General features: G+C 68.0%; 27 protein-coding genes. 20 read left to right on the top strand and 7 right to left on the bottom strand.

The window, feature by feature from the left end:
• The first annotated feature begins 6 nt into the window (after positions 1 to 6).
• Both phnD and phnE read left to right on the top strand, forming a co-directional pair.
• Positions 7 to 984, top strand: a complete 978-nt coding sequence (phnD, locus tag AXA74_RS15350) for a phosphonate ABC transporter substrate-binding protein (protein WP_029577530.1) — start codon at positions 7 to 9, stop codon at positions 982 to 984.
• 12 nt (positions 985 to 996) lie between these two features.
• Complete coding sequence (gene phnE, locus AXA74_RS15345) at positions 997 to 1,791, top strand: phosphonate ABC transporter, permease protein PhnE (RefSeq protein WP_029577529.1); 795 nt, start codon at positions 997 to 999, stop codon at positions 1,789 to 1,791.
• A 93-nt stretch (positions 1,792 to 1,884) separates the two neighbouring features.
• On the opposite strand, the gene phnN is transcribed toward phnE, so the two are convergent.
• The 4 genes from phnN to phnF all read right to left on the bottom strand — a co-directional run bounded on the left by phnN (position 1,885) and on the right by phnF (position 5,155).
• Positions 1,885 to 2,433, bottom strand: a complete 549-nt coding sequence (gene phnN, locus AXA74_RS15340; protein WP_032978603.1) for a phosphonate metabolism protein/1,5-bisphosphokinase (PRPP-forming) PhnN — start codon at positions 2,431 to 2,433, stop codon at positions 1,885 to 1,887.
• Positions 2,430 to 3,149: a DUF1045 domain-containing protein gene (locus AXA74_RS15335; RefSeq protein WP_029577527.1), complete on the bottom strand. Its 720-nt coding sequence runs from the start codon at positions 3,147 to 3,149 to the stop codon at positions 2,430 to 2,432. The genes phnN and AXA74_RS15335 overlap by 4 nt, the downstream gene beginning before the upstream one ends.
• A gap of 5 nt (positions 3,150 to 3,154) precedes the next feature.
• Positions 3,155 to 4,336: an alpha-D-ribose 1-methylphosphonate 5-triphosphate diphosphatase gene (locus tag AXA74_RS15330; RefSeq protein WP_029577526.1), complete on the bottom strand. Its 1,182-nt coding sequence runs from the start codon at positions 4,334 to 4,336 to the stop codon at positions 3,155 to 3,157.
• 81 nt (positions 4,337 to 4,417) lie between these two features.
• Positions 4,418 to 5,155 carry a phosphonate metabolism transcriptional regulator PhnF gene (phnF, locus tag AXA74_RS15325; RefSeq protein WP_032955557.1) on the bottom strand — a complete coding sequence of 246 codons (738 nt, stop codon included), beginning with the start codon at positions 5,153 to 5,155 and terminating at the stop codon, positions 4,418 to 4,420.
• 163 nt (positions 5,156 to 5,318) lie between these two features.
• Between phnF and phnG the strand changes: the two genes are divergently transcribed.
• From phnG to AXA74_RS15275, 10 genes are read left to right on the top strand one after another with little or no spacing between them, the layout of a single operon-like run.
• Positions 5,319 to 5,783 (top strand): phosphonate C-P lyase system protein PhnG, encoded by a 465-nt coding sequence (gene phnG / locus AXA74_RS15320; RefSeq protein WP_032978601.1) that lies wholly within the window; start codon positions 5,319 to 5,321, stop codon positions 5,781 to 5,783.
• A gap of 1 nt (position 5,784) precedes the next feature.
• Positions 5,785 to 6,381 carry a phosphonate C-P lyase system protein PhnH gene (gene phnH, locus AXA74_RS15315; RefSeq protein ID WP_032978599.1) on the top strand — a complete coding sequence of 199 codons (597 nt, stop codon included), beginning with the start codon at positions 5,785 to 5,787 and terminating at the stop codon, positions 6,379 to 6,381.
• Between the two features lies 1 nt (position 6,382).
• On the top strand, positions 6,383 to 7,498 hold the full coding sequence (locus AXA74_RS15310) for a carbon-phosphorus lyase complex subunit PhnI (RefSeq protein WP_032955559.1): 1,116 nt from the start codon (positions 6,383 to 6,385) through the stop codon (positions 7,496 to 7,498).
• A complete protein-coding gene (locus AXA74_RS15305) occupies positions 7,495 to 8,370 on the top strand; it encodes an alpha-D-ribose 1-methylphosphonate 5-phosphate C-P-lyase PhnJ (RefSeq protein ID WP_029577521.1) in 876 nt (291 codons plus the stop codon). Before AXA74_RS15310 ends, AXA74_RS15305 begins: the two co-directional genes overlap by 4 nt.
• On the top strand, positions 8,367 to 9,143 hold the full coding sequence (gene phnK / locus AXA74_RS15300; RefSeq protein ID WP_029577520.1) for a phosphonate C-P lyase system protein PhnK: 777 nt from the start codon (positions 8,367 to 8,369) through the stop codon (positions 9,141 to 9,143). The genes AXA74_RS15305 and phnK overlap by 4 nt, the downstream gene beginning before the upstream one ends.
• A gap of 2 nt (positions 9,144 to 9,145) precedes the next feature.
• Complete coding sequence (phnL, locus tag AXA74_RS15295) at positions 9,146 to 9,856, top strand: phosphonate C-P lyase system protein PhnL (protein ID WP_032978598.1); 711 nt, start codon at positions 9,146 to 9,148, stop codon at positions 9,854 to 9,856.
• Between the two features lie 16 nt (positions 9,857 to 9,872).
• Complete coding sequence (locus AXA74_RS15290; protein WP_029577518.1) at positions 9,873 to 11,039, top strand: alpha-D-ribose 1-methylphosphonate 5-triphosphate diphosphatase; 1,167 nt, start codon at positions 9,873 to 9,875, stop codon at positions 11,037 to 11,039.
• A gap of 42 nt (positions 11,040 to 11,081) precedes the next feature.
• A complete protein-coding gene (locus tag AXA74_RS15285; protein ID WP_032978596.1) occupies positions 11,082 to 11,495 on the top strand; it encodes a hypothetical protein in 414 nt (137 codons plus the stop codon).
• A complete protein-coding gene (locus AXA74_RS24705) occupies positions 11,495 to 12,121 on the top strand; it encodes a hypothetical protein (protein WP_029577516.1) in 627 nt (208 codons plus the stop codon). The genes AXA74_RS15285 and AXA74_RS24705 overlap by 1 nt, the downstream gene beginning before the upstream one ends.
• 39 nt (positions 12,122 to 12,160) lie before the next feature.
• A complete protein-coding gene (locus AXA74_RS15275; protein WP_029577515.1) occupies positions 12,161 to 13,048 on the top strand; it encodes a DMT family transporter in 888 nt (295 codons plus the stop codon).
• A 67-nt stretch (positions 13,049 to 13,115) separates the two neighbouring features.
• On the opposite strand, the gene AXA74_RS15270 is transcribed toward AXA74_RS15275, so the two are convergent.
• Together AXA74_RS15270 and AXA74_RS15265 are read right to left on the bottom strand one after the other, a co-directional pair.
• Positions 13,116 to 14,624 (bottom strand): tripartite tricarboxylate transporter permease, encoded by a 1,509-nt coding sequence (locus tag AXA74_RS15270; RefSeq protein ID WP_032955561.1) that lies wholly within the window; start codon positions 14,622 to 14,624, stop codon positions 13,116 to 13,118.
• The gene (locus tag AXA74_RS15265) at positions 14,621 to 15,049 is read right to left on the bottom strand and encodes a tripartite tricarboxylate transporter TctB family protein (RefSeq protein WP_080666480.1); all 429 of its coding nucleotides are present in this window, start codon (positions 15,047 to 15,049) and stop codon (positions 14,621 to 14,623) included. The genes AXA74_RS15270 and AXA74_RS15265 overlap by 4 nt, the downstream gene beginning before the upstream one ends.
• Before the next feature lie 563 nt (positions 15,050 to 15,612).
• Here AXA74_RS15265 and AXA74_RS15260 point away from each other — a divergent pair.
• Complete coding sequence (locus tag AXA74_RS15260) at positions 15,613 to 16,065, top strand: GNAT family acetyltransferase (RefSeq protein ID WP_051593932.1); 453 nt, start codon at positions 15,613 to 15,615, stop codon at positions 16,063 to 16,065.
• On the opposite strand, the gene AXA74_RS15255 is transcribed toward AXA74_RS15260, so the two are convergent.
• A complete protein-coding gene (locus AXA74_RS15255) occupies positions 16,066 to 17,334 on the bottom strand; it encodes a dicarboxylate/amino acid:cation symporter (RefSeq protein WP_029577511.1) in 1,269 nt (422 codons plus the stop codon). It lies immediately after the preceding gene.
• A 271-nt stretch (positions 17,335 to 17,605) separates the two neighbouring features.
• On the opposite strand from AXA74_RS15255, the gene fba reads away from it, so the two are divergent.
• The 7 genes from fba (at position 17,606) to AXA74_RS15225 (ending at position 23,473) form a co-directional block, all read left to right on the top strand.
• Positions 17,606 to 18,670 carry a class II fructose-bisphosphate aldolase gene (gene fba / locus AXA74_RS15250; RefSeq protein ID WP_029577510.1) on the top strand — a complete coding sequence of 355 codons (1,065 nt, stop codon included), beginning with the start codon at positions 17,606 to 17,608 and terminating at the stop codon, positions 18,668 to 18,670.
• A gap of 185 nt (positions 18,671 to 18,855) precedes the next feature.
• Positions 18,856 to 19,737, top strand: a complete 882-nt coding sequence (locus AXA74_RS15245; RefSeq protein WP_029577509.1) for a phosphoribosylaminoimidazolesuccinocarboxamide synthase — start codon at positions 18,856 to 18,858, stop codon at positions 19,735 to 19,737.
• Positions 19,738 to 19,864: 127 nt separating this feature from the next.
• Entirely contained in the window at positions 19,865 to 20,023 is a 159-nt protein-coding gene (locus tag AXA74_RS24490) for a DUF5993 family protein (protein ID WP_029577508.1), read from the top strand.
• Positions 20,024 to 20,033: 10 nt separating this feature from the next.
• Positions 20,034 to 20,552, top strand: coding sequence for a hypothetical protein (locus AXA74_RS15240; RefSeq protein WP_029577507.1), 519 nt, complete (start codon positions 20,034 to 20,036; stop codon positions 20,550 to 20,552).
• Between the two features lie 113 nt (positions 20,553 to 20,665).
• On the top strand, positions 20,666 to 21,187 hold the full coding sequence (purE, locus tag AXA74_RS15235; protein ID WP_029577506.1) for a 5-(carboxyamino)imidazole ribonucleotide mutase: 522 nt from the start codon (positions 20,666 to 20,668) through the stop codon (positions 21,185 to 21,187).
• Between the two features lie 86 nt (positions 21,188 to 21,273).
• On the top strand, positions 21,274 to 22,452 hold the full coding sequence (locus AXA74_RS15230; protein WP_029577505.1) for a 5-(carboxyamino)imidazole ribonucleotide synthase: 1,179 nt from the start codon (positions 21,274 to 21,276) through the stop codon (positions 22,450 to 22,452).
• A complete protein-coding gene (locus tag AXA74_RS15225) occupies positions 22,445 to 23,473 on the top strand; it encodes an L-threonylcarbamoyladenylate synthase (RefSeq protein WP_032955576.1) in 1,029 nt (342 codons plus the stop codon). The genes AXA74_RS15230 and AXA74_RS15225 overlap by 8 nt, the downstream gene beginning before the upstream one ends.
• Positions 23,474 to 23,531: the final 58 nt, after the last annotated feature.

Below are 23,531 nucleotides of genomic sequence, written 5' to 3'. Positions count from 1 at the left end.
ACCATCATGCTGCGCAGAACCTTCTGCATCCTGCTCGCCTCGGCCGCCGTGGCGGGCGCCGCCCAGGCCCAAGACGCCAAGACGCTGAATTTCGGCATCATCTCGACGGAATCGTCGAGCAACCTGAAGTCCGCCTGGCAACCCCTGATCGACGACCTGTCCAAGGCCGTGGGCGTGCCGGTCAAGCCTTTCTTCGCCTCCGACTATGCCGGCATCATCGAAGGCATGCGCTTTAACAAGGTGCAGCTGGCCTGGTATGGCAACAAGTCGGCCATGGAGGCCGTGGACCGCGCCCAGGGCGAGGTGTTCGCCTCGGTCATCGACAAGGACGGCAACCCGGGCTATTGGTCGGTGCTGCTGGTCAACAAGGCCAGCCCCTACACCAGCGTCGAAGACATCATCAAGAACGGCAAGAACCTGAGCTTCGGCACGGGCGATCCCAATTCGACCTCGGGCAACCTGGTGCCGGGCTATTACCTGTGGGCCGCCAACAAGGTCGATCCCAAGACGCTGTTCAAGAATGTGCGCGTGGCCAACCACGAAACCAATCTGCTGTCGGTCATCAACAAGCAGGTCGATGTCGCCGTGGCCAATACGGAAGCGCTGGAGCGCTATCGCATCGCCACCGGCAAGGACGCCACCGAGACCGTGCGCGTGGTCTGGAAGTCGCCGCTGATTCCCGCCGACCCCATGGTGTGGCGCTCGGACCTGCCGGCCGACATGAAGGCCAAGCTGCGCGACTTCTTCGTCAACTACGGCAAGGGCAAGGATGCCGCCCGCGAGCAGGAAGTGCTCAAGGGCCTGACGTATAAGGGCTTCCGCGCCTCGGACAACCAGCAGCTCATCCCCATCCGCCAGCTGGAGTACGCCAAGGAAAAGGCGCGCGTGCAGGCCGATGCCAATATGAGCGAGGCCGACCGCGGCAAGCGTGTCGCCGAGCTGGACGACAAGCTGGCGGCCTTGCAGAAGCAGGCCGCCCAGTAAGCAGGACAGCCCATGAGCACCGCCGCCACCCCTGTCGTCCACAACCCGGGGCCGCGCGCCTCGCTGCCCGCCATGCTGGCCTGGGCGGTCGCGCTGGCCATCCTGGCCTTGTCCTGGAAGGGCGCCGACATGCGCCCGCTGGATCTGCTGCGTGACTCCGGCAATATGGCGAGTTTCGCCGCCGACTTCTTTCCGCCGGACTTCCGCGATTGGCGCCAGTATCTCGATGAGATGGTGGTGACCGTGCAGATCGCCGTCTGGGGGACCTTCCTGGCGGTCGTGGCGGCGGTGCCCCTGGGCCTGCTGTGTTCGGCCAATATCGCGCCGGTCTGGGTCCACCAGCCCCTGCGCCGGCTCATGGACGCCTGCCGGGCGATCAACGAGATGGTGTTCGCCATGCTCTTCATCGTGGCGGTGGGCCTGGGGCCTTTCGCCGGGGTGCTGGCATTGTGGGTGCATACCACGGGCGTGCTGGCCAAGCTGTTCTCCGAGGCGGTCGAAGCCATTGATCCGCGTCCGGTCGAGGGCGTGCGGGCCACCGGCGCCAACGCCGTCGAAGAGGTGGTCTACGGGGTCATCCCGCAAGTCTTGCCGCTGTGGATTTCCCTGTCGCTCTACCGCTTCGAATCCAATGTGCGCTCGGCCTCGGTGGTGGGCATCGTGGGCGCTGGCGGCATCGGCACGCTGCTGTGGGAGATCATCCGCAGTTTCCGCTATGCCGAGACCTGCGCCATCATGATCATCATCATCGCCTTCGTGGCCGCCATCGACCTGATTTCCGCGCGTATCCGCGCCATGCTGGTCTGAGGTGACGAAAGCACTGCCGCGCCCTCGTGGCGCGGCCTTTGACGTGGCGCGCGGGGCGCGCCACTTTTTTTATGCCCGGCAGAAGCGCGCCGTTCAGGCGCTGATGACCACGCGCGCCAGGGCCTGGGCGGCCACGGCGGGGGCGGCATCGTTGGCGATATCGACATACCGGCAGCGCGCCGGCAGCGCGAAGGGCGCCTGGGCGCGGGCCAGCCGGGCCTGGATGTCGTGTTCACCCTCGCGGCCGCGCGCGCGCAGCCGCTGGGCCAGCAGTTCGGCCCGCACTGTGATGTTCACGGCGGTCAGGCCGGGATAGCGGGCATGGGCCTGCGCCAGGTATTGCCGCGAGCCATTGACGACGACCCTGTCGCCCAGGGCGAGCCAGTCCTCGATCTCGATGCCGATGCCGTAGGCCAGCCCATGGCTCTTCCAGTGCAGGGCGAAGCCGCCGCGCGCCGCCCTGTGGTCGAACGCTTCGGCCGGCAAATAGCAGGAGGCCTCGTCGCGCGCCGGGCGCGTGACCCAGCGTTGCGCGATGCGCACGCGGAATTGCGGCGGCAGCAGGGCGGGCAGCAGCCCGAGCAGCGTGTCCTTGCCGCTGCCCGATGGACCCATCAGGTAGATCAGGCCCCGGCCCTTCATGTCGAGGACAGCCAGGCCGCGCCCACGCCGTCGGCACAGGCCCCGTCAAACCCATAATGGCGTGCCACAAGGAAGTCCGCGCCCGGCTCGGGCTGCACGTAGACGCTCAAGGCATCGACCGGCATGGCTTGCGAAGACCAAGCCTGGCTTTGCCGGGCCAGTTCGGCCTGCGCCTGGTCCAGATCGTGCGCATCCAGCGAACCGGTCAGCGTGATGTGGAAGGTGAAGGTGTCCAGCGCATAGGGATAGCCCCAGCGGGCCAGCATGGCCTTTTGGGCGCCGGACAGCGGCGCGGCCAGGCGACGGGCGAGTTCGGCCTCGTTCAGGGGCGCGCGCAGGCCGTCGGCCTCGCGCAGCGCGCGTTCGGCCAAGGTGTTGATGGATCGCAGGGCGGCCTGCTCCCGCGGCGGCACGCACCATGCCAGAAAGCCGCGCAGGCGCGTGAGGGCCAGCGGCAGCTCGAACGGGCGGTGCCGCCGCGCGAGACGGCGCGCCGTCTCGTCCAGGGCCTCGGGGCTGGCCTGGGCGGCCAGGCGGAAGGGGGCTTTGAGGGTGGCGTGCAGGCCATAGTGGCGCGGCGCGCGCACCCAGCCGGCCGGGGCAGGGCTGGGCAGGGCCAGGCCCCGGTCCGGGCAGCGGCCCAGCCATCGCCGCCCCAGTTCGCCCCAGGGACCGGTGGGGGCCAGGTAGAGCGCATAGCGATAGGCGGCCGGCATGATGTTCAGGCCGCCAGGAGCGAAGTCTGGGCTTGCAGGGCGTGGGTGGCGTAGCGCAGCTGGCCGTCGACCACGGTGGCCCGCACGCGCGGCAGGCCAGGGATGCTGTCGTCCACGACGATGAGGTCGGCGCGCAGGCCGGGCCGCAGCTGGCCCCGGTCGCCCAGGCCGGCCGCGCGGGCGGGATTGAGGGACACCAGGCTCCAGGCGCGGGCCAGGCCTTCATGCTGCGCCAATTGGAGCGCGGCGGCCAGCGGCGCCGGATAGTAGTAATCGGAGGTCAGCACATCGCACAGGCCCTGGCGCACCATTTCCGAAGCGCTGGGCGCGCCGGTATGGCTGCCGCCGCGCACGACATTGGGCGCGCCGAAAACCACCGAATTGCCGAGGTCGCGCGCCAGGCGGGCGGCGGCTTCGTTCAGGGGGAACTCGGCGACCGTGCAGCCCAGCTGATGGTAGTACCGGCGCGTGGCGCAATCCGGATCATCGTGGGAGGCGACGGCCAGGCCGGCCTGGCGCGCGCTTTGCACCAGCTGGCGCATGGCGCCGGCGACTTCGCCGCTGCGCGACATGGCCGCGCGGATACGGTCGCGGAAGACGTCGATGTCGCACTCGGCGCGGTCGGCATACTGCATCAGCTTGCGTTCGTCGCCCAGCCGCTTGGCCATGCCGGGCAGGTGGTCGTTCAGGGCCACGAACTGCACCTTGCCGTCCTGTATCCAGCGCTGGGCCAATTCCAGGCCGTCGATGTGATGCGTCTCGAAGCGCAGGTGCACGCAATGCCGCGAACCCAGCTGCGCGCGCACGCGGGCCAGCGCATCGAACATGCGCTCGGCATAAGCGGCGCCCCGCAGGCCGCCTTCCCAGGACAGGGTCACGCCGTGGAACTCGGTCGTGATGCCTTGGGCCAGCAGCTGCCGGTCGACGTCGTAGAGCGCGTTGTCGTACGGAAAGGAGACGCGCGGCCGCGGCATGATGGCGCGCTCGAAAGCGTCGCCATGCAAATCGACGATGCCGGGCAGGACCAGCAGATCGCCGGCGTCCAGCCAGGCACCGCCGCCCTCGCCGGACGACAGCAGGCCGTCCGCATCAAACGACAGGGCGGCTTCGGCCAGCCCGGAAGGGGTGAGTACGCGGCGGCCGCGTATGCCGGCCAGCGGCGTGTGGAGGGCGGTGTATGGGTTCATGTCCGTCAAGCTACGCCGACATCATGACAACCGGATGTCTAGACGAATTTAGGTGGCTCTTGCCCAGCGCCGGGAAGGATGTCAGGCGTTCTCGTCGATCAGGAGCTGCACCCAGTCGCCGGCAAAGCGGGTAACGCCGTATTGCAAGGGCCGGCCGTCGGCGTCGACGTTCAAGGCCTCCACCTGCAGGATGGGCCGGGTCTTGGGCTGGCCGAGCTGGCGCGCCGTCTCGGCCGGGGGCAGGACGGCCGTGATGCGCGACCATTTGCGCGTGTAGTCCTGTATGCCGAAATGCGCATAGACCTTGGAGATCGAACGCTGGGCTTGCAGCGCTTCGGCGAAACCGGGAAAGCGCCTGGCCTCCAGATAGTGTTCGGACACGCTGATGGGCGTGTGTTCGCCGCGGGCCAGTTCGGCGCGGCCGACCAGGGCCACGCGCAGCAGCGAGGCATTGCGCGCCAGACCCAGGTGGCGCGCGATGTCGGGTGCGCGCAGGGTCTGGCTGTCGAGCAGCTCGACATGGCCGTCCAGGCCCTGGCTGCGCAGATTCTCGGAAAAGCGCGTGCGCCGCCCGATGGCGTAATCGATGGCATGCTCCTGCACGAAGGTGCCCCGGCCCTGTTCGATACGCACCAGCCCCAGCTGTTCCAGTTCGGACATGGCGCGGCGGATGGTGTGGCGGTTGACGCCAAAGCGCGCCGCCAGTTCGGGTTCGGGCGGCATCTGCTCGCCGGCCGGATAGCGCTTGGCCCGGATGTCTTCGGCCAATTGCTCGCCTATCTGTCGCCACACGGCAACGCCGGAACCTCGTTCAACCATATGTCTTTCTCGTGTCAAGATCGGGCACGCGCCCATGAACTGCCGCATTTTGCCCCATGTCGGGCCCAAGGGCGATTGTCATCAAAAATTCATCCCGGTTTGTTGAAGTGGAGGCTGTCGCTGGCTACACTGCCTCCAAATCATCTAGACGTTTAGAGGAAATATGGAAACCCAAGCTGCACCCCAAGACCGGGACGCGCGGGCCGCCTGGATGCGCACGCTGGCCCTGGCGCACCCCGATGAGCTGGATCGGCTGTTTGGCGGCCTGGCCGGCCTGCCCGAGCCGCGCATGCTGCGCGAGCCGCAGACCGGCATGACCATGGTGCGGGCCCGCAGCGGCGGCACCGGCGCGCAGTTCAACCTCGGCGAGATGACCATCACGCGCTGCGCGCTTGCCCTGCCGCAAGGAGTGATGGGCGTGGCCTATGTGCAGGGACGCAATGCGCGCCATGCGCGCCAGGCGGCCTTGCTGGATGCCTTGATGCAATTGCCCCAGTGGCGGCAGCGCTTGCGCGACGAGGTGCTCGATCCCCTGGAGCGGGCGCGCGGCGAGCGCCGTGCGCGGCGAGCCGGCCAGGCGGCGGCCACCAAGGTTGAATTCTTCACGATGGTGCGGGGCGAGGACTGATATGAACACGACAACCGTGCTGCCGCTGGCGGGTTTCAGCGCCCCGGTGGATGAAGCCCAGGCGAGCTTCCGGCTGGCCCTGGACGCCTTGGCCCAGCCGGGCCGCGTCACGGCGATGACCGGCAGCCAGGAACTGCCGCCAGGACTGGGCCGCGCCATGACAGGCTTGCTTTTGACGCTGGCCGACGCCGATACCCCTGTCTGGCTGCCGCCTGGCGTGCATCCCTCGGTGGCCGCCTATCTGCGCTTTCATTGCGGTTGCCCGCTGACCGGGGAGGCCGCGCTGGCCGCCTTCGTGGCGGTGCCCGCCGGCCACGTGGCGCCCGAGCTGTCGCAGCTTGCGCAAGGCGACCCCGCCTACCCGGACCGCTCCGCCACGCTCATCCTGGAGGTCGCCGGCCTGGCGCAGGCGCCCGGCGTGAACCTGGCCGGGCCCGGCATCCCGGGACGCCGCCAATTGGCGGTGCAGGGCCTGCCCGAGGGGTTCTGGGCGGAGTGGAAACGCAACCACCAACGCTTTCCGCTGGGCGTCGACGTCTTCTTCACGCAGGCAGAGCGGCTGAGCGGCCTGCCCCGCAGCACCATCGTGGAGCCCTGATATGTATGTAGCCGTCAAAGGTGGCGAGAAGGCCATCCTCAATTCCTACCGCCTGCTGGACCACTACCGGCGCGGCGATCTCCGCGTGCCCGAGCTATCCATCGCGCAGATCCGCGAGCAGATGCCGCTGGCCGTCTCGCGGGTCATGGCCGAGGGCTCGCTTTACGACCCGCAGCTCGCCGCGCTGGCGCTCAAGCAGGCCGCGGGCGACGCCATCGAAGCCGTGTTCCTGTTGCGCGCCTATCGCACGACCCTGCCGCGCTTCGGCTATACGCGGCCGGTGGATACCGCCGCGATGCGCCTGCAGCGCCGCATCTCGTCGACCTTCAAAGACCTGCCCGGCGGACAGATGCTGGGGCCGACCTACGATTACACCCAGCGGCTGCTGGATTTTTCCTTGCTCGACGAGGCGCGCGAGCCGCCCGCGGCGGCGCCCTCGGGCACGGCGGCCGGCGAGCCCATGCCGCGCGTGACCGAACTGCTGGCGCGCGACGCGCTCATCGATCCGGAACTTCCGGCCGACGGGGATCCCGCGCCCTATGACCTGACGCGCGAACCGCTGCGGTTTCCGGCGGACCGCGCCGCCCGCTTGCAGAACCTGGCGCGGGCCGACGAGGGTTTTCTGCTGTCCATGGGCTATTCCACCCAGCGCGGCTACGGCAATACCCATCCTTTCGCGGCCGAGATACGGCTGGGCGACGCCGAGGTCGAGATGGTGATCGAGGAGTTGGGATATGCCGTCACCGTGGGCGAGATCGAATTGACCGAATGCCAGATGGTCAGCCAATTTGGTGGCGCCGCCCGCCAGGCGCCGCGTTTTACCCGCGGCTATGGGCTGGCCTTCGGCTACGGCGAGCGCCGCGCCATGTCCATGGCCCTGGTGGACCGCGCCCTGCGCGCGCGCGAGCTGGGCGAGGCGGCGGACGCGCCGGCCAACGATCATGAGTTCGTGCTCTACCACAGCGACAACGTGGAGGCCTCGGGTTTCGTGCAGCACCTGAAGCTGCCGCACTACGTCGATTTCCAAGCCAATCTGGAACTGGTGCGCCGCCTGCGCGCCGAGTTCGAACAGGCCCAGGCCAGCCCGGCCCGGACCGATGAGGTTTTCGCATCATGACCGACAACGCCTACAACTTCGGCTATCTGGATGAGTCGACCAAGCGCATGATCCGCCGCGCGCTGCTCAAGGCCGTGGCGATTCCCGGCTACCAAGTGCCCTTTGGCGGGCGCGAGATGCCGCTGCCCTACGGCTGGGGCACTGGCGGCATCCAGGTGACGGCTTCCATCATCGGGCGCGAAGATGTGCTCAAAGTCATCGACCAGGGTTCGGACGACACCACCAATGCCATCAATATCCGGCGCTTCTTCGGCCGGGTGACGGGCGTGAGGACGACCGAATCCACGCGCGCGGCGACCCTGATCCAGACCCGCCACCGCATCCCCGAAACCCCGCTGTCCGAAGGGCAGATCATGGTGTTCCAGGTGCCCATCCCCGAGCCGCTGCGCTGGCTGGAGCCCAGCGAGGCCGAGACGCGCGTCATGCACGCGCTGGCCGAGTATGGCGGCATGCACGTCAATCTCTACGAGGACATCGCGCGCCACGGGCATATCGCCACCACTTACGACTATCCGGTGGTGGTCAACGGGCGCTACCTGATGCGGCCTTCGCCCATCCCCAAATTCGACAATCCCAAGCTGGACGGCAGCCCCGCCCTCATGCTTTTCGGGGCCGGGCGCGAGAAGCGGGTCTACGCCGTGCCGCCTTATACGCGCGTCAAGAGCCTGGACTTCGAAGACCATCCTTTCCGCGTCGAGCAATGGCGCGATTGCTGCGCCCAATGCGGCGCGCGCGACAGTTTCCTGGACGAGATCATCATGGACGACCAAGGCGCGCGCCGCTTTGTGTGCTCGGATACGGAATACTGCGCCGGCCGCCTGGCCGCCGGCCATCGCGGGCCTGACTTCACCGCCGCGCGGGAGGCCGCATGACAGAGCAGCCCTTGCTGTCGGTACGCGAGCTGACCCATACCTGGGACGGCGTGCATGGCTGCCGCGGCGTCAGTTTCGATCTCTTCCCGGGCGAAGTGCTTTGCGTGGTGGGAGAGTCCGGTTCGGGCAAGAGCACGCTGCTGCAAGCCGTGTCCTGGCAGGTCATGCCGGAGTCGGGCAGCGTCTGGTTCGACACCCGGGACCAGGGGCCGGTATCGCTGGCCAGCCTGACCGAGGCGCGGCTGCGCCTGCTGGCCCGCACGGATTGGGGCTTCGTGCGCCAGAACCCCCGCGATGGCCTGCGCATGCGCGTGAGCGCGGGCGCCAACGTGGCCGAGCGCCTCATGGCCATCGGCGGGCGCCATTACGGCGAGCTGCGCGGCGAGGCCTCGGCCTGGCTGCGCAAGATGGAGATCGATGTGGCCCGCGTGGACGACGCGCCGTCGCAGTTCTCGGGCGGCATGCAGCAGCGCCTGCAGATCGCGCGCAACCTGGTGACCCGTCCGCGCCTGGTCTTCATGGACGAGCCCACCGCTTCGCTGGACGTCTCGGTGCAGGCCCGCCTGCTGGACCTGCTGCGCCAGCTGGTGGCCGACCTGGGCCTGGCGGCCATCATCGTCACCCACGATTTGGCCGTGGCGCGCCTGCTGGCGCACCGCACCCTGGTCATGCGCGGCGGGCGCGTGGTCGAGAGCGGCCTGACCGACCAGATCCTGGACGATCCCCAGCATCCCTACACCCAGTTGCTGGTTTCCTCCATCCTGCAGAGTTGACGATGACGCAAGCCCACACCCTGGTCGCGGTCAGCGGCCTGTCCAAGACTTTCACCCTGCACAACCAGGGCGGCGCCAGCCTGCCCGTGCTGCGGGACGTTTCCTTCGAGGCGGCGGCCGGCGAATGCCTGGTGCTGGACGGCCCGTCGGGCACCGGCAAGAGCACGCTGCTGCGCTGCCTCTACGGCAACTATCTGGCCAGCGCCGGCAGCATCGGCCTGCGCCATGAGGGGCAGTGGCTGGCGCTCGCGCGGGCCGCGCCGCGCGAGATCCTGCGCCTGCGCCGCGACACGCTGGGCTATGTCAGCCAGTTTCTGCGCGCCATCCCGCGCGTGTCCGCGCTGGACGTGGCGGCCGAACCGCTGCGCATGCGCGGCGTGGCCGCGGCGCCGGCGCGCGATGCCGCGGCCGCGCTGCTGTCCCGGCTCAACCTTCCCGAACGCCTGTGGGACCTGCCGCCGGCGACCTTCTCGGGCGGCGAACAGCAGCGCGTGAACATCGCCCGCGGCCTGGTGGGCGGACATCCCATCCTGCTGCTGGACGAGCCCACCGCCTCGCTGGACGCGGACAACCGACAGGTCGTGGTGGATCTCATCCGCGAAGCCGCCGCCGCCGGCCGCTGCCTGATCGGCATTTTCCATGATGAAGCCGTGCGCCAGGCCGTGGCCACGCGCATGCTGCCGCTGCGTCCCGCCGGCCGCGCGCCGGCCTGATACCGGAGTTCTCCGCATGCCTCAGACCTATTTGACCCATGCCCGCCTCGTGCTGGATGACACTGTGCTCGACGATGCCAGCCTGCTGTTGGAAGACGACCGCATCCTGGCCATCAATCCCGTCGCCGCGCCGGGCGCGCGCGAGGTGGACCTCCAGGGCCAGTACCTGATGCCCGGGTTGATCGATCTGCATTGCGACGCCATCGAGAAGGAGGCCGAGCCGCGCGCCAAGGTGCTGTTTCCGCTGGATTTCGCCGTGGCCCAGGTGGATCGCCGCAACGCCGCGGCCGGCATCACGACGCCGTTTCACGCCATGTCCTTCGCCAGCCGCGACCTGGGCATGCGCAACAACGACACGGCCGCCGAGGTGGCGCGCCTGGTCCGCGCCTTCCGCCGGCACAGCCTGGTCGACAACCGCGTGCATTGCCGGTATGAAATCACCGACCATGGCGCCGAGCCGGTGCTGGCCGGGTTGATGGAGGAGGGCGTCGTGGACCTGCTGTCCGTGATGGATCATTCGCCGGGACAGGGGCAGTTCAAGACGCTGGAGGCCTATCTGCAATACGTCATGGGCAACCATGCTTATTCGCGCGAGGAGGCCGAGGAGGTGGCGCGGCGCAAGGCACAGGGGCGCGAAGGCGCGGTGGACAGGGTCGAACGTCTCCTCGGGCAGGCCCATGCCCTGGGCATCCCCACGGCCAGCCATGACGACGATTCGGTGCAGCGCGTGGCGACCATGCGCAATCTGGGCGTGAGCATGAGCGAGTTTCCCATCAACCTCGACACCGCCAAGGCGGCGGTTTCCTGCGGCCTGCCGACGATATTCGGCGCGCCCAATGTGGTGCGCGGGCAGAGCCAGAGCGGATCGATCCGGGCGATCGAGGCCATCCGCGCCGGGGTGGCGAGCTGCCTGTGCTCCGATTACCAGCCGTCCACCCTCATCACGGCGGCGTTCGCCGCGCACCAGCAAAGCGAGCTGAGCCTGCCGCAAGCCCTGGCCCTGGTGACGGCCAATCCGGCCGACGCCTGCGGCCTGACCGACCGCGGCCGGCTGCGGGAGGGCCTGCGCGCCGACCTCATCGCCGTGGCCGCCGTGGCCGGCATGCCCATGGTCACGCGCAGCTGGTCGGCCGGCCGCCTGGTGTTCAGCGCCGACTATGCCCCGCTGGCGGCCGCCGCCTGAATTTGAAGGGATTTGTCATCCAGGGTGGGTATAGTGGCGGGCATGGCTCGCAAACTGAATCCCTCGCCGGTTTCCTGGCCGCTCGGGCTGGCCTGCGCGGTGGCGGTCTTCGCCCTGATCTGGCTGGCGTCGCAGCCGGGTTTCCGGCTTTTCGACGGCCGCATGCTGGCGGTGTGCGGCGTCTGGGCGCTCTGCCTGGCATTGACCGGCCTGGTCTATCGCTGGCGCCCGCAGGCCGGGCTATGGGTGCACGGGGCGGTGGCCGTCTGCGGCTGGACCCGCCTGCTGGCCGAGCTGGACGACTACCGCGCCCAGGTGATCGCGCCGCTGGGCCTGGCGGGCCTGCTGGATTGGGCCGCCGACGTCCTGCCCCTGCTGGCGCTCGCCGTCCTGGCCAGTCTGTCGCTGGGCCTGATGACGGTGCTGGCGCTGCGCGGCCGCCAGGAGCAGCGTTGATGCTGGCCGCTTTCTCCTTCTATCACGTCTGGATGGTCGCGGCCTATGCCCTGCTGGCCGCCGGCCTGCATGTCCTGCTGCTGCGGTGGCTGGCTGGCCGGATGGGCGCGCCCTGGCCCGCCTGGGCGCGGCGTTTCGGCCTGGGCGTCTGCGCGCTGGCCGTGGCCGGCCTGGCGCTGGGCGGCTGGCGGCGCGAGCAGCTGATGGCCGGACTTCGCCCCGAGCTGCAGGCCAGCGTGCAGGCTGTGTGCCGCGAGGCCGCCGGCATCGTCACGCGCATGGGCGGGGATGCCGCGCCGCAGGACGAAGCGCTGCGCGCCCGCATCGAGCCGGCCGTGCGCGAGTATTTCAAGGCGGTGGTGCGCGAGCGTTTCGCGCACACGCGCTATGCGCCGGTCAACATCGTGTCGGCCGGCAAGAAAAAGACCGGCGACTTCGTGCTCGGCCTGAGCGAGCAGGACGGCGATCCAGTGCATATCGGCTGCTACAACCAATACCAGCAGGCGGCGCCCGGCGCCAATCCCTACTGGCGTTTCGAGCGGGGGCAGGTGCCCAAGGGCAGCATGGTCTTGTTCGTCCAGGAGCGCCGCGACGGGCAATTGGTGGTGAGCTATCCCGCCCCATAGACAGCGTTGCCGCGCCGTCTGTCTATACTGCGCGCCACCATGCGTACATCCTCTTCCCGTCTGCCCGAATTCGCCCTTGTCTTGATCACCATGGTCTGGGGCGGGACCTTTCTATTGGTGCAACTGGCGATGCAGTACAGCGGCGCGCTGTTCTTCGTCGGCTGCCGCTTCGCCGCCGCGGCGCTGGCCGTGGGGCTGCTGTCCTGGCGCATTCTGCCCGGCATGACCCGGCGGGACCTGCTGGCCGGCATGGCCATCGGCGCCATGATCGCGCTGGGCTATGGCCTGCAGACCATGGGCCTGAGGCACATCCCGAGCTCTGAATCGGGCCTGCTGACCGGGCTCTATGTGCCCCTGGTGCCCTTGCTGCAATGGCTGTTCTGGCGCCGCCGCCCGCATGCCATGTGCCTGGCCGGCGCGCTGTGCGCCTTCGCCGGCCTGTCCTGTTTTGCCGGCGGCGGCTTCAGCCTGTCGTTTTCGTATGGCCAGGTCCTGACCCTGCTGGGCGCCTTCGCCATCGCCCTGGAGATCGTGCTGATCAGCCACTTCGCGCCACGTGTCGATCTGCGGCGCGTGACCGTGGCGCAGCTGGGGTTTGCCGCGCTGTTCGCCTTCCTGCTCATGCCGGTGGCCGGCGAGCTCGATATCCCGCCGTTCTCATGGCCGCTGCTGGGCCTGGCGGCAGGCCTGGGCATGGCCAGCGCCGCCATCCAGGCAACCATGAACTGGGCCCAGAAAACCGTCGAACCCTCGCGCGCGGCCATCATCTATGCGGGCGAACCGATCTGGGCGGCCGTCTTCGGCCGCATGGCCGGCGAACGCCTGCCCGCCCTGGCCCTGCTGGGCGGGGCGCTGATCGTGCTGGGCATCATCGTGAGCGAACTGCGCCCGCGCTGGCTGCGCGCCCGGCGAGCGGCGGGGCAATAGAAAAACCGGGCCGCCTCCCGGACCCGGACGGGTTCAGGAAGCGGCCCGGCGCGGAGCGGGGCCTGCCTCAGTCGGCCTGGCTTTGCAGCGCCGCCGCCTGTTTCCGCTTGCGGAAGAAACCGCGGAACTGGAACAGGATGATGCAGGCAATGAAGGCCAGCAGCGTGCCGCTGATGGGGCGGCTCACGAAGATGGAGAAATCGCCGCGGCTCAGCAGCATGGCGCGCCGGAAGTTCTCCTCCAGCATCGGGCCCAGGATGAAGCCCAGCATCAGCGGCGCCGGCTCCATGCCCAGGCGCATGAAGATGTAGCCGATGGCTCCGAAAACCGCGGTGATGAAGATATCGTCCAGGCTATTGTTGATGCTGAAGGTGCCGATGCAGCAGAAGAAGAGGATGGACGGGAAGAGCACCGTATAGGGGATCTTGAACACCGACAGCCAATAGCGCACCAGCGGCACGTTCAGGATCAGCAGGAAGCAGTTGCCCACCCACATGCTGGCCACCAGGCCCCAGAACAGGTCCGGGTGGGTGCCGATCATGTTGGGACCGGGCTGGATGCCCTTGACGATGAAGGCGGCCAGCATGAGGGCCATGACCGCGTTTTCGGGGATGCCGATGGCCATGAGCGGAATGAAGCTGGTGCGCGCGGCCGATTCGTCGGCGGCGGCCTGGCCGGCCACGCCCTCGATGGCGCCCGTGCCGATTTCATGGCGGTACTTGCTGAAGCGCTTGTCGGCGGCATAGGCGGCGAACTGGGCGATCGTCGGGCCGCCGCCGGGCAGGATGCCCAGCACGGAACCGATGATGCTGCCGCGCAGGGCGCTGGGGATGATGCGCTTGAACTCGGCCCAGGTCGGCATGAGCTTGATCTTGCCATTGAAGGGCGTGAGCGTATTGCGGTTGTCGAGGTTCTTGACGATTTCCGCGATGCCGAAGCAGCCCAGCGCGATGCTGATCAGGCCGATGCCGTCCTGCAGGAAGACCAGGTCCAGCGTGTAGCGGGGCATGCCGCTGTTGACGTCGGTGCCCACCACGCCCAGCAGCACGCCGATCATGGCCATGGCCAGGCCGTTGAGCAGATTGCCGGCGCTCACGAAGCTCACGCAGAAAAAGCCCAGGAGCATCAGCGCGCAATAGTCGGCCGGGCCGAACAGCAGACCCACTTCGCCCAGCGCGGGCGCCATGGTCGAGAGCACGACGATGGCCACCGTGCCGCCGATGAAGCTGGACACGCCCGCGGTGAACAAGGCCAGGCCGGTCTTGCCCTTGAGGTTCATGGCATAGCCGTCGATACACGCCACGATGCTGCTGGCGTGCGGAATCTTCATGGTGATGGCGCTGACGCTGTCGCCATACTGGGCGCCGTAATAGATGCCGGCCAGCATGATGAGGGCGCCGCCGGTCGGGATGGAGTAGGTCAGCGGCAGCAGCAGGCTGATGGTCGACAGCGGGCCCAGGCCGGGCAACAGGCCGATCAGCGTGCCCACGACGCAGCCGAGCGCGCAGTACAGCAGGTTCTGCAGCGTCAGCGCGTGCTCGAAGCCGAACGCGAGATTGTTGAAGAGGTCAGTCATAGCAGGGGCAGGCTCAGGCCGAGTAGGTATTTGAAGCCGAAGGCCACGGCGATCAGGCCCGCCGAGATCTTCAGGTTGCGCACCACCGAATAGGACGTGCCGGCCAGCGTGGCGACGAAGACCAGGAACACGATGCCCAGCAGCATGCTGACGAGGTGCGACACCACCACGAAGCCGCAGAGGGCGGCCAGGATGATGGCGATGTTCTTGAAGTTGTAGTCAAGCGGCTCGCGCTCGATGAAGCGCGCGCGTATCACGGTCGACAGGCCGACGAGAAACAGCAGGCCGCTGATCATGAGCGGGAACAGGCCGGGGCCGAAACGGCTGAGCGTGCCGATCGGATAGCGGAATGCCGCGCCGCCGAATACCGCTGCGATCAGCATGATGAACAGTCCCCGGACAACATTGCGATTGGTCAGGTTCATGATGGGCGTTCTCCCGCGAGGAGCACGCTGCGCTTACTTTCAGCCATGATGGATGGCCTCCCTCTACTTTCGTTGTTTGACACACCTCGTCCGGACGTGCGCCGGAGGTGCTGGGCGCGATACTAGAGAGGGGGGCTGTCAGTCGGCTTTCAGGTTTGGGGGAAAGTGTTCAACTAGGCGTAAGTACCTAGTGCGCCAAAACCACAGGCCTGTCCTGGTGTTCAGGATCATGTCAGACGAGCCCTTAAAACAAGGGGTTTTGCGCGTTTTTGTTCAGAATCCCGTCAGCTGTCCGGGCTGCCGCGGGCGAGGTATTGCGCCAGCCCCCGCGCCGCTTGCCGCGCACTCCGATCCCGGTTAGGCTTGGCGTCATGAAACATCACGCGCACCCGCTTTTCGCCGCCCTGCGACGATTCACTCAACGACGTTGAGTGGCTGCGCGCCGGCTGGGCCGGCGCCCGTGATGACCAGGCCACGATATTCCTCGTGGCCTTTTTGTTTCTTGCCTGCACGGGGAATGCCTGGCCTGGTGACCGGCTTTCCAACCCTGAAGGAGTGCAAGCATGAGTTTTCCGCCCTTGAACATCCGGCCCTTTGCGATGCGCGACGAGCAGGCCGTCATCGGCCTGTGGCGCGTCTGCGGCCTGACGCGCCCCTGGAACGATCCGCACAAGGACGTCCTGCGCAAGCTGACGGTGCAGCCGGAGTGGTTTCTGGTGGGAGAGGCCGAGGGCCGTGTGGTGGCGTCGGTCATGGCCGGCTATGACGGCCATCGCGGCTGGGTCAACTACCTGGCCGTCGACCCGTCCTGCCGCAAGCGCGGCTACGGGCGCGCCCTGATGGAGGCGGTGCAGGCGCGGCTGCTGGCGGCCGGCTGCCCCAAGATCAACTTGCTGGTGCGCGGCGACAATGCCGCCGTGCAGCACTTTTATCGCGCGCTGGGCTTCACGCTGGACGATGTGGTGAGCATGGGCAAGCGCCTGATCCCCGATACCGGGGAACAGGCGCTGGGCTGATCAGGCGTCGTCGGCGCTGGCCGAGGCGATTTCCTCGGCCGTGGCCCGGCCGCCTTCCAGCTTGGAGATCACGGCCGTGGCCAGGCTGTTGCCGACCACATTGGTGGCCGTGCGGCCCATGTCGAAGAATTGGTCTATGCCCATGATGAGCAGCAGGCCGGCTTCCGGCAGGTTGAACATCGGCAGCGTCGCGGCCACCACGACCAGCGAGGCGCGGGCCACGCCGGCCATGCCCTTGCTGGTCACCATGAGGACCAGCAGCAGCATCAATTGCTGGGTGAAGGTCATGGGGATGTCATAGGCCTGGGCGATGAACAGCACCGCGAAGGACTGGTACATCATCGAGCCGTCCAGGTTGAAGGAATAGCCCAGCGGCAGGACGAAGCCGGAGATGCGCGGCGGCACGCCGAAGCGGGTGAGCGCCTCGATGGTCTTGGGGTAGGCCGATTCGCTGCTGGCCGTCGAGAAGGCCAGCAGGGTGGGCTCCTTGATCAGGCCGCCCAGGCGCAGGACGTCGCGGCGCAGGAAGAGATAGCCGATGCCGAACAGCAGGGCCCACAGCAGCGCCAGGCCGAGGTAGAACTCGCCGATCAGCTTGCCGTAGCTCAGCAGCACGCCCAGGCCTTCGGTGGTGATGGCCGCGGCCATGGCGGCGAACACGCCCACCGGCGCGAAGCGCATCACATAGTCGGTCACGCGGAACATCACGCGCGCCAGTTCGTCGATGGCGGTGATGATGGTGGTGTGGCCGCCCCGGCGCACAAAGGACAGCGCCGCGCCGAAGAACAGCGAGAACACCAGGATCTGGAGGATCTCGTTGTTGGCCATGGCTTCCATGATGCTGCGCGGAAACACATGGGTGATGAAGGCCTTGAGGGTGAAATCGCCCGTTTTGAGCGCCGTCGAGGCGTTGGCGTCGGGCAGGGCCAGGTTCAGGTGCGCGCCGGGCTGAAAGACATTGACCAGCAGCAGGCCCAACAGCAGCGAGGCGGCCGAGGCGGCCACGAACCAGACCATGGCGCGAAAGCCGATGCGGCCGACCGCCGAGCCGTCGCTCATGCTGGCCAGGCCCGAGACCAGGGTGGCGAAGACCAGCGGCGCGATGATCATCTTGATCAGGCGCAGAAAGATGTCGGTCACCATGCTGAAGTAGGAGGCCAGCTCCTTGGCATGTTGCGCATCCTGCGCATAGCGGTTGCAGACGTAACCTGCCGCGATACCGAGCACCATGGCGATGCCGATATAGCGTGTCAGTTTTTTTGTATCCATGATCACTACAGAGGAAGGCCGGGCGCCCGCGCGCGGCCGGCCGGAGGGAGGGGTGTCCGGCTGGTGGACGTAAATCAGACCGAATGATAGTCCGGGCAAGCTGACAGGAAGTTGTCAGTTTGGGGGCGCAAGAGGGGGACAGACTCGTCCGGTGCCAACAAGTTACGGCTTGTCGGCCTCGGACAAGACCGCGGGTCAAAGCCCGGCTAAAATCATACGATTCAGCCGGATTTCATCTATCCATCAATACGAGAATTCAGGAGTCCTTGTTATGGCCCTCGTTTCCATGCGCCAATTGCTCGACCACGCGGCCGAGCATGGTTATGGCATCCCCGCTTTCAATGTCAACAATCTGGAGCAGGTCCAGGCCATCATGGAAGCCGCCGCGGAAACCGACAGCCCGGTGATCATGCAAGCCTCGGCCGGCGCGCGCAAGTACGCGGGCGAAGGCTTTCTGAAGTACCTGATCCAGGCCGCCGTCGAGTCCTATCCGCACATCCCGGTCGTCATGCACCAGGACCACGGCCAGTCGCCCGCCATCTGTCAGGGCGCCATCAACCTGGGTTTCTCCAGCGTGATGATGGACGGCTCGCTCAAGGAAGACGGCAAGACCATCGCCGACTACGACTACAACGTCGAAGTGACCCGCAAGGTCGTCGACATGGCCCACAAACTGGGCGTGACGGTCGAAGGCGAACTCGGCTGCCTGGGTTCGCTGGAAACCATGCAGGGCGACAAGGAAGATGGTCACGGCGCCGACGGCAAGCTGACCATGGACCAGCTGCTGACCGACCCCGAGCAGGCCGCCGACTTCGTGCGCAAGACCCAGCTCGACGCCCTGGCCATCGCCATCGGCACCAGCCACGGCGCCTACAAGTTCACGCGCAAGCCCACCGGCGACATCCTGTCCATCCAGCGCATCAAGGAAATCCACGCCCGGCTGCCCAACACCCACCTGGTGATGCACGGCAGCTCCAGCGTGCCCCAGGAGCTGCTGGCCGAGATCCGCGAATTCGGCGGCGACATGAAGGAAACCTACGGCGTGCCCGTCGAGGAAATCCAGGAAGCCATCAAGTACGGCGTGCGCAAGATCAATATCGACACCGATATCCGCCTGGCCATGACCGGCGCCATCCGCCGCTTCTTCGTCGAGAACCCCTCGAAGTTCGACCCGCGCGAATACCTCAAGCCGGCGCGCGCCGCCGCCAAGGCGATCTGCGTGGCCCGCTACACCGAGTTCGGCGCGGCCGGCAATGGCAGCAAGATCAAGCCCGTGCCCCTGACCGACATCGCCCAGCAGTACGCCTCGGGCAAGCTGGCCCAGGTCGTGCAATAAACGCCTGCCGCTGCTCTTCGGGGCGGCCCCGGAAAGCCCCTTGAGGGGCTTTCTTGCTTTCCGGCACGGGAAGCGGGCAGGGAGGCTTTTGCAGTAATCTATAGCCCCCTGCCGGCCCGCGTACCGCCCTGCCGGCCTTTCCCGTCCGCCGCCGACGGGGATCTTTTCTGCCATAGGCCCATTCCGTGACTTCCGCTTTGCATGAATCCAGCATCAAGTCCTTGCCGCTCCTGGGGCGCGGCAAGGTGCGTGATATGTACGCGGTCGGCGACGACAAGTTGCTGATCGTGGCGACCGACCGCATTTCCGCCTTCGACGTCATCCTTGACGATCCGATTCCGGGCAAGGGCCAGGTGCTGACCGAGCTGACCGAGTTCTGGCTCAATAAGCTGGCCCACATCCTGCCCAACCACTCCACCGGCGTGAAGCCCGAGGACGTGGTGGCGCCCGACGAGGTCGGGCAGGTCAAGGGCCGGGCGGTCGTGGTCAAGCGCCTCAAGCCCATCCTGGTCGAAGCCGTGGCGCGCGGCTACCTGATCGGCTCCGGCTGGAAAGACTACCAGGCCACCGGCGCGGTCTGCGGCATCAAGCTGCCCGCCGGGCTGCAGCAGGCCAGCAAGCTGCCCGAGCCGATTTTCACGCCCGCGGCCAAGGCCGAGTTCGGCATGCACGACGAGAACGTCGATTTCGCCCATGTCGTCAAGGAAGTCGGCCAGGAGATGGCCGAGCGCATCCGCGATGTCACGCTGCGCCTGTACGACGAGGCGGCCCGCTTCGCCGCCACCAAGGGCATCATCATCGCGGACACCAAGTTCGAGTTCGGCCTGGACGAGCAGGGCACCCTGCACCTGATGGACGAAGTGCTCACGCCGGATTCCTCGCGCTTCTGGCCGGCCGACGGCTATCGCGAAGGCATCAGCCCGCCCTCGTTCGACAAGCAATTCGTGCGCGATTGGCTCGAAACCCAGACTTGGGACAAGACCCCGCCCGCGCCGCGCCTGCCGGCCGATGTGCTGCAGAAGACCGCGGCCAAGTACCGCGAGGCCCTGGATCGCCTGACGGCCTGATCCCGCAGTCCCCCGAAACCGGCGCCTTGGCGCCGGTTTTTTTTTCGCCGTCCCGGATTTTGATATCGATATATATCAAATATGTCTATTTATGACGCTATACTCGACGGCAATAAAAGGGGCAGACATGTTGACGCTATTGCCGTTTCTCAGTGGCCTGGCGGCCGTATGGTTTGGCATCCTCGGCCGGCGCCGGCCTTGCGTGGCGCTCTGGCTGCTGACGCTGGTTTTTTTCGTGGCGGGTACGCAAGCCCTCATGACCGGGCCGCTGCCCCTGTCGCTATAGGGCGCCGGAGATGATTTTCCTGCATGACGTGGCGCGGGCATCGCGCCGGCTCAATACGCTTGTGCTGGCCCTGGCCAGCGTGTGGCTGCTGGGCAGCCTGGTGCTGGCCCATATGCAGAGCCTGCCGGCCTCGCCCCTGCACGAGCTGCAGCGCGCCGCGCTGGTGATGGCCGGCGTGGGCCTGACGCTCAATATGCGGCTGGGGCCTTCGCCCCTGCATTACGCCATGGTGGTGGCCGCCGCGCTGGGCATGCTGGCCGCGGGCGGCTGGGTGCTGCTGCAAGGCGGGCCAGGCGCGGCCGTGCTGGCCGGCTGGCGCGCCGAAACCTGGTTCTGCGCCGCGGCGCTGGGCCTGCTGCTGTTCGCCGTGCCCATGCTGGCGGCCGACCGCAAGTGGGGCGACAACGCCCTGAAAAAGCCGGTGGCCTGGCCGGGCGCCCTGGTCATGGGCCTGTTTCTTGTGGCGGCGCTGGCGCTGGCCGCCAATGCCGGCATGGCCGGCGGCTGGGGCGGCCTGGCGGGGCTTTGAAGCCGGGCCGGCCAGCCTGGCGTGCGGGGCGGGTAAAATAACGGGCTTCGCGGCCGGGCCATGTCCGGCCTGGCTTCATTCCTCTGCGTCCCCGCGGCGCGCTGAACCCGGTCATGACCACACAAACCTCGGCTCCGAACACCTCCTCCGCCCCGCCCCTGGTGGGTGTCATCATGGGCTCTTCCAGCGACTGGGAGGTCATGCAGAACGCGGTGGCGATGCTGGAATCCTTCGGCGTGCCCTTCGAGGCGCGCGTGATTTCCGCGCATCGCATGCCCCAGGACATGGCCGAGTATGGTGCCGTGGCCCATGCCCGCGGCCTGCGCGCCATCATCGCCGGCGCCGGCGGCGCGGCCCATCTGCCCGGCATGATGGCCGCGCTGACCGAAGTGCCGGTCTTCGGCGTACCGGTGCCCTCCAAATACCTGCGCGGCGAGGATTCGCTGCTGTCCATCGTGCAAATGCCCAAGGGCGTGCCGGTGGCCACCTTCGCCATCGGCGAGGCGGGCGCGGCCAATGCCGCCCTGCACGCCATCGCCACGATCGCCACGACCGACGAAGCGTTGCATGCCAAGCTGGTGGCCTTCCGGGCTGCCCAGACCGAGGCCGCGCGCAACATGAGCCTGCCTGTCTGAATGCCGTGCCGGCGCCTTCGGGCGCCGGCTTCTCTTTGACCGGGCGCCGCGGCGCCCAGCTTTTCCCGCCGCTTGCGGGTATGACCATGTCGCAATCTCGATCCAAACTCTTTGTCGCTCCCGGCGGTTGGCTGGGCCTGCTTGGCGGGGGCCAGCTCGGCCGCATGTTCTGCCATGCCGCCCAGAGCCTGGGCTACCGCGTGGCCGTGCTGGATCCGGCCGAGGAGTGCCCGGCCGGCATGGTGGCCGACCTGCATATCCGCGCGGCCTATGACGACGCCCAGGGCCTGCAGGCCTTGGCCGAGCGCTGCACCGTGGTGACCACCGAGTTCGAGAACGTGCCGGCCGACAGCCTGCGCGCGCTGGCCGCGCGCTGCCGCGTCAGCCCCGCGGGCGATGCCGTGGCCGTGGTGCAGGACCGCATCGCCGAGAAAAGCTTCATCGCCTCGCAAGGCATTCCGGTGGCGCCGCATGCGGCCATCCGCGGCCCGGACGACCTGGCCGGCGCGGCCGGCGAGCTCTTCCCCGGCATTCTCAAGGTGGCCCGCATGGGCTACGACGGCAAGGGCCAGGCGCGCGTGGCAAACCGCGAAGAAGCCCTGGCGGCCTATGCCGAGTTCGGCGGCGTGCCCTGTGTGCTGGAGGCGCTGCTGCCGCTGGACCACGAGATTTCGGTGGTGATCGCGCGCGGCTTCGACGGCGCCAGCGTGGTGTTTCCCATCGCGCGCAACGAGCACCGCGACGGCATCCTGGCGGTGTCCACCGTCGGGGCGGACGAGAGCGGCGCGGTGCAGGCCCAGGCGCGCGCGGCGGCGCAGGCCATCGCCCAAGGCCTGGGCTATCACGGCGTGCTGTGCGTGGAATTCTTCGTGCTCAAGAGCGGCGAGCTGGTGGTCAACGAGATCGCGCCGCGCCCGCACAACAGCGGGCACTATACGATGGACGCCTGCATCACCAGCCAGTTCGAGCAGCAGGCGCGCGTCATGGCCGGCCTGCCCTTGGGCAGCACGGCCCTGGTGACGCCGGCCGTCATGCTCAATCTGCTGGGCGACATCTGGTATGACGGCCCCGCGCAGCGCGAACCGGCCTGGGACGCGGCGCTGGCCGTGGACACGGCCAAGCTGCATCTCTATGGCAAGCATGATGCGCGCCGCGGCCGCAAGATGGGCCATGTGACCATCGTGGGCCGCACGCTTGACGATGCCCGCCGCGACGCGGCCAAGGTGGCCCAGGCCCTGGGCCTGCCGGATGCCGGCCATGGTTGAGGCCGCTATCGCGGCGGCCGCCCGGCGACTGGCCGACGGCGGCCTGGTGGCGTTTCCGACCGAGACGGTCTACGGCCTGGGCGCCGATGCCGAGAACGCCGAGGCCGTGGCGCGCATCTATGCCGCCAAGGGCCGGCCGGCCAATCATCCCGTCATCGTGCATGTGGCGCCGGGCGCCGACCTGCGCCATTGGGCCAGCGAGGTGCCGCCGCAGGCCCAGCGCCTGATCGAGGCGTTCTGGCCGGGCCCGCTTACCCTCATTCTCAAGCGCCGCCCCGGCGTGGGCGAGGCCGTCAGCGGCGGCCAGGACAGCATAGGCCTGCGCTGTCCCTCGCACCCGGTGGCGCAGGATCTGCTGCGGGCCTTCGCCGCGCTCAAGCCGGGCGGGCAGGGCGGCGTGGCTGCGCCGTCGGCCAATACCTTCGGCCATGTGTCGCCCACCCGGGCCGATCATGTCCGCGCCGAATTCCCCCATGAAGTCGCCGCCGGCATGCCAGTGCTCGATGGCGGCGCCTCCGAAGTGGGCATCGAATCCACCATCGTCGATCTCTCGCGCCTGGATCAGGGGGTGGGGCCGGTGCTGCTGCGCCCCGGCCACGTCAGCGCCACGCAGATCGCCCGGGTCCTCGGCGTGCCAGTCAGCCGTCCGGATGCCGCCGCGCCGCGCGCCTCGGGCACGCTCAAGGCGCACTATGCGCCGCGCACGCCGCTGGAGCTCATCGACGAAGCCAATTGGGCACGCCTGCGCGCCGGCGACCGGCCCGCCGGCCGCATCGCCATGGTGGCCCATGGCTGGCGCGGCGAGGATGGCGACGGGCTGGAGTGGCATCCCGTGCCGGCCGACCCCGCGCGCTACGCCCAGGCCCTCTATGCCACCCTGCGCGAGCTCGACGTGCAGGGCTACGCCCGCATCTGGGTGCAGGCGCCGCCGGCCGATCCCGCCTGGGATGCCGTCAACGACCGCATCGGCCGCGCCGCCGCGGCCTTCAGCCTGGACACCTCGGGGCTGCCCGGCACCTGACCGGCGCGCCGGGATTGTGCAGAGGGCCCGGCGCAGCGTAATCTGGCTCTCGCTGTCC

Source organism: Bordetella hinzii LMG 13501, assembly GCF_001548475.1.
Taxonomy (GTDB): Bacteria; Pseudomonadota; Gammaproteobacteria; order Burkholderiales; family Burkholderiaceae_B; genus Bordetella; species Bordetella hinzii.
The sequence above is the reverse complement of the archived record's forward strand: the minus strand, read 5'-3'. Positions and strand labels throughout refer to the sequence as shown.

Bases quoted from the DNA above. Each gene is read 5' to 3' on its own strand.
- phnD (WP_029577530.1), top strand. From the start codon at position 7: ATGCTGCGCAGAACCTTCTGCATCCTGCTCGCCTCGGCCGCCGTGGCG.
- phnE (WP_029577529.1), top strand. From the start codon at position 997: ATGAGCACCGCCGCCACCCCTGTCGTCCACAACCCGGGGCCGCGCGCC.
- phnN (WP_032978603.1), bottom strand. From the start codon at position 2,433: ATGAAGGGCCGGGGCCTGATCTACCTGATGGGTCCATCGGGCAGCGGC.
- AXA74_RS15335 (WP_029577527.1), bottom strand. From the start codon at position 3,149: ATGCCGGCCGCCTATCGCTATGCGCTCTACCTGGCCCCCACCGGTCCC.
- AXA74_RS15330 (WP_029577526.1), bottom strand. From the start codon at position 4,336: ATGAACCCATACACCGCCCTCCACACGCCGCTGGCCGGCATACGCGGC.
- phnF (WP_032955557.1), bottom strand. From the start codon at position 5,155: ATGGTTGAACGAGGTTCCGGCGTTGCCGTGTGGCGACAGATAGGCGAG.
- phnG (WP_032978601.1), top strand. From the start codon at position 5,319: ATGGAAACCCAAGCTGCACCCCAAGACCGGGACGCGCGGGCCGCCTGG.
- phnH (WP_032978599.1), top strand. From the start codon at position 5,785: ATGAACACGACAACCGTGCTGCCGCTGGCGGGTTTCAGCGCCCCGGTG.
- AXA74_RS15310 (WP_032955559.1), top strand. From the start codon at position 6,383: ATGTATGTAGCCGTCAAAGGTGGCGAGAAGGCCATCCTCAATTCCTAC.
- AXA74_RS15305 (WP_029577521.1), top strand. From the start codon at position 7,495: ATGACCGACAACGCCTACAACTTCGGCTATCTGGATGAGTCGACCAAG.
- phnK (WP_029577520.1), top strand. From the start codon at position 8,367: ATGACAGAGCAGCCCTTGCTGTCGGTACGCGAGCTGACCCATACCTGG.
- phnL (WP_032978598.1), top strand. From the start codon at position 9,146: ATGACGCAAGCCCACACCCTGGTCGCGGTCAGCGGCCTGTCCAAGACT.
- AXA74_RS15290 (WP_029577518.1), top strand. From the start codon at position 9,873: ATGCCTCAGACCTATTTGACCCATGCCCGCCTCGTGCTGGATGACACT.
- AXA74_RS15285 (WP_032978596.1), top strand. From the start codon at position 11,082: ATGGCTCGCAAACTGAATCCCTCGCCGGTTTCCTGGCCGCTCGGGCTG.
- AXA74_RS24705 (WP_029577516.1), top strand. From the start codon at position 11,495: ATGCTGGCCGCTTTCTCCTTCTATCACGTCTGGATGGTCGCGGCCTAT.
- AXA74_RS15275 (WP_029577515.1), top strand. From the start codon at position 12,161: ATGCGTACATCCTCTTCCCGTCTGCCCGAATTCGCCCTTGTCTTGATC.
- AXA74_RS15270 (WP_032955561.1), bottom strand. From the start codon at position 14,624: ATGACTGACCTCTTCAACAATCTCGCGTTCGGCTTCGAGCACGCGCTG.
- AXA74_RS15265 (WP_080666480.1), bottom strand. From the start codon at position 15,049: ATGAACCTGACCAATCGCAATGTTGTCCGGGGACTGTTCATCATGCTG.
- AXA74_RS15260 (WP_051593932.1), top strand. From the start codon at position 15,613: ATGAGTTTTCCGCCCTTGAACATCCGGCCCTTTGCGATGCGCGACGAG.
- AXA74_RS15255 (WP_029577511.1), bottom strand. From the start codon at position 17,334: ATGGATACAAAAAAACTGACACGCTATATCGGCATCGCCATGGTGCTC.
- fba (WP_029577510.1), top strand. From the start codon at position 17,606: ATGGCCCTCGTTTCCATGCGCCAATTGCTCGACCACGCGGCCGAGCAT.
- AXA74_RS24490 (WP_029577508.1), top strand. From the start codon at position 19,865: ATGTTGACGCTATTGCCGTTTCTCAGTGGCCTGGCGGCCGTATGGTTT.
- AXA74_RS15240 (WP_029577507.1), top strand. From the start codon at position 20,034: ATGATTTTCCTGCATGACGTGGCGCGGGCATCGCGCCGGCTCAATACG.
- purE (WP_029577506.1), top strand. From the start codon at position 20,666: ATGACCACACAAACCTCGGCTCCGAACACCTCCTCCGCCCCGCCCCTG.
- AXA74_RS15230 (WP_029577505.1), top strand. From the start codon at position 21,274: ATGTCGCAATCTCGATCCAAACTCTTTGTCGCTCCCGGCGGTTGGCTG.
- AXA74_RS15225 (WP_032955576.1), top strand. From the start codon at position 22,445: ATGGTTGAGGCCGCTATCGCGGCGGCCGCCCGGCGACTGGCCGACGGC.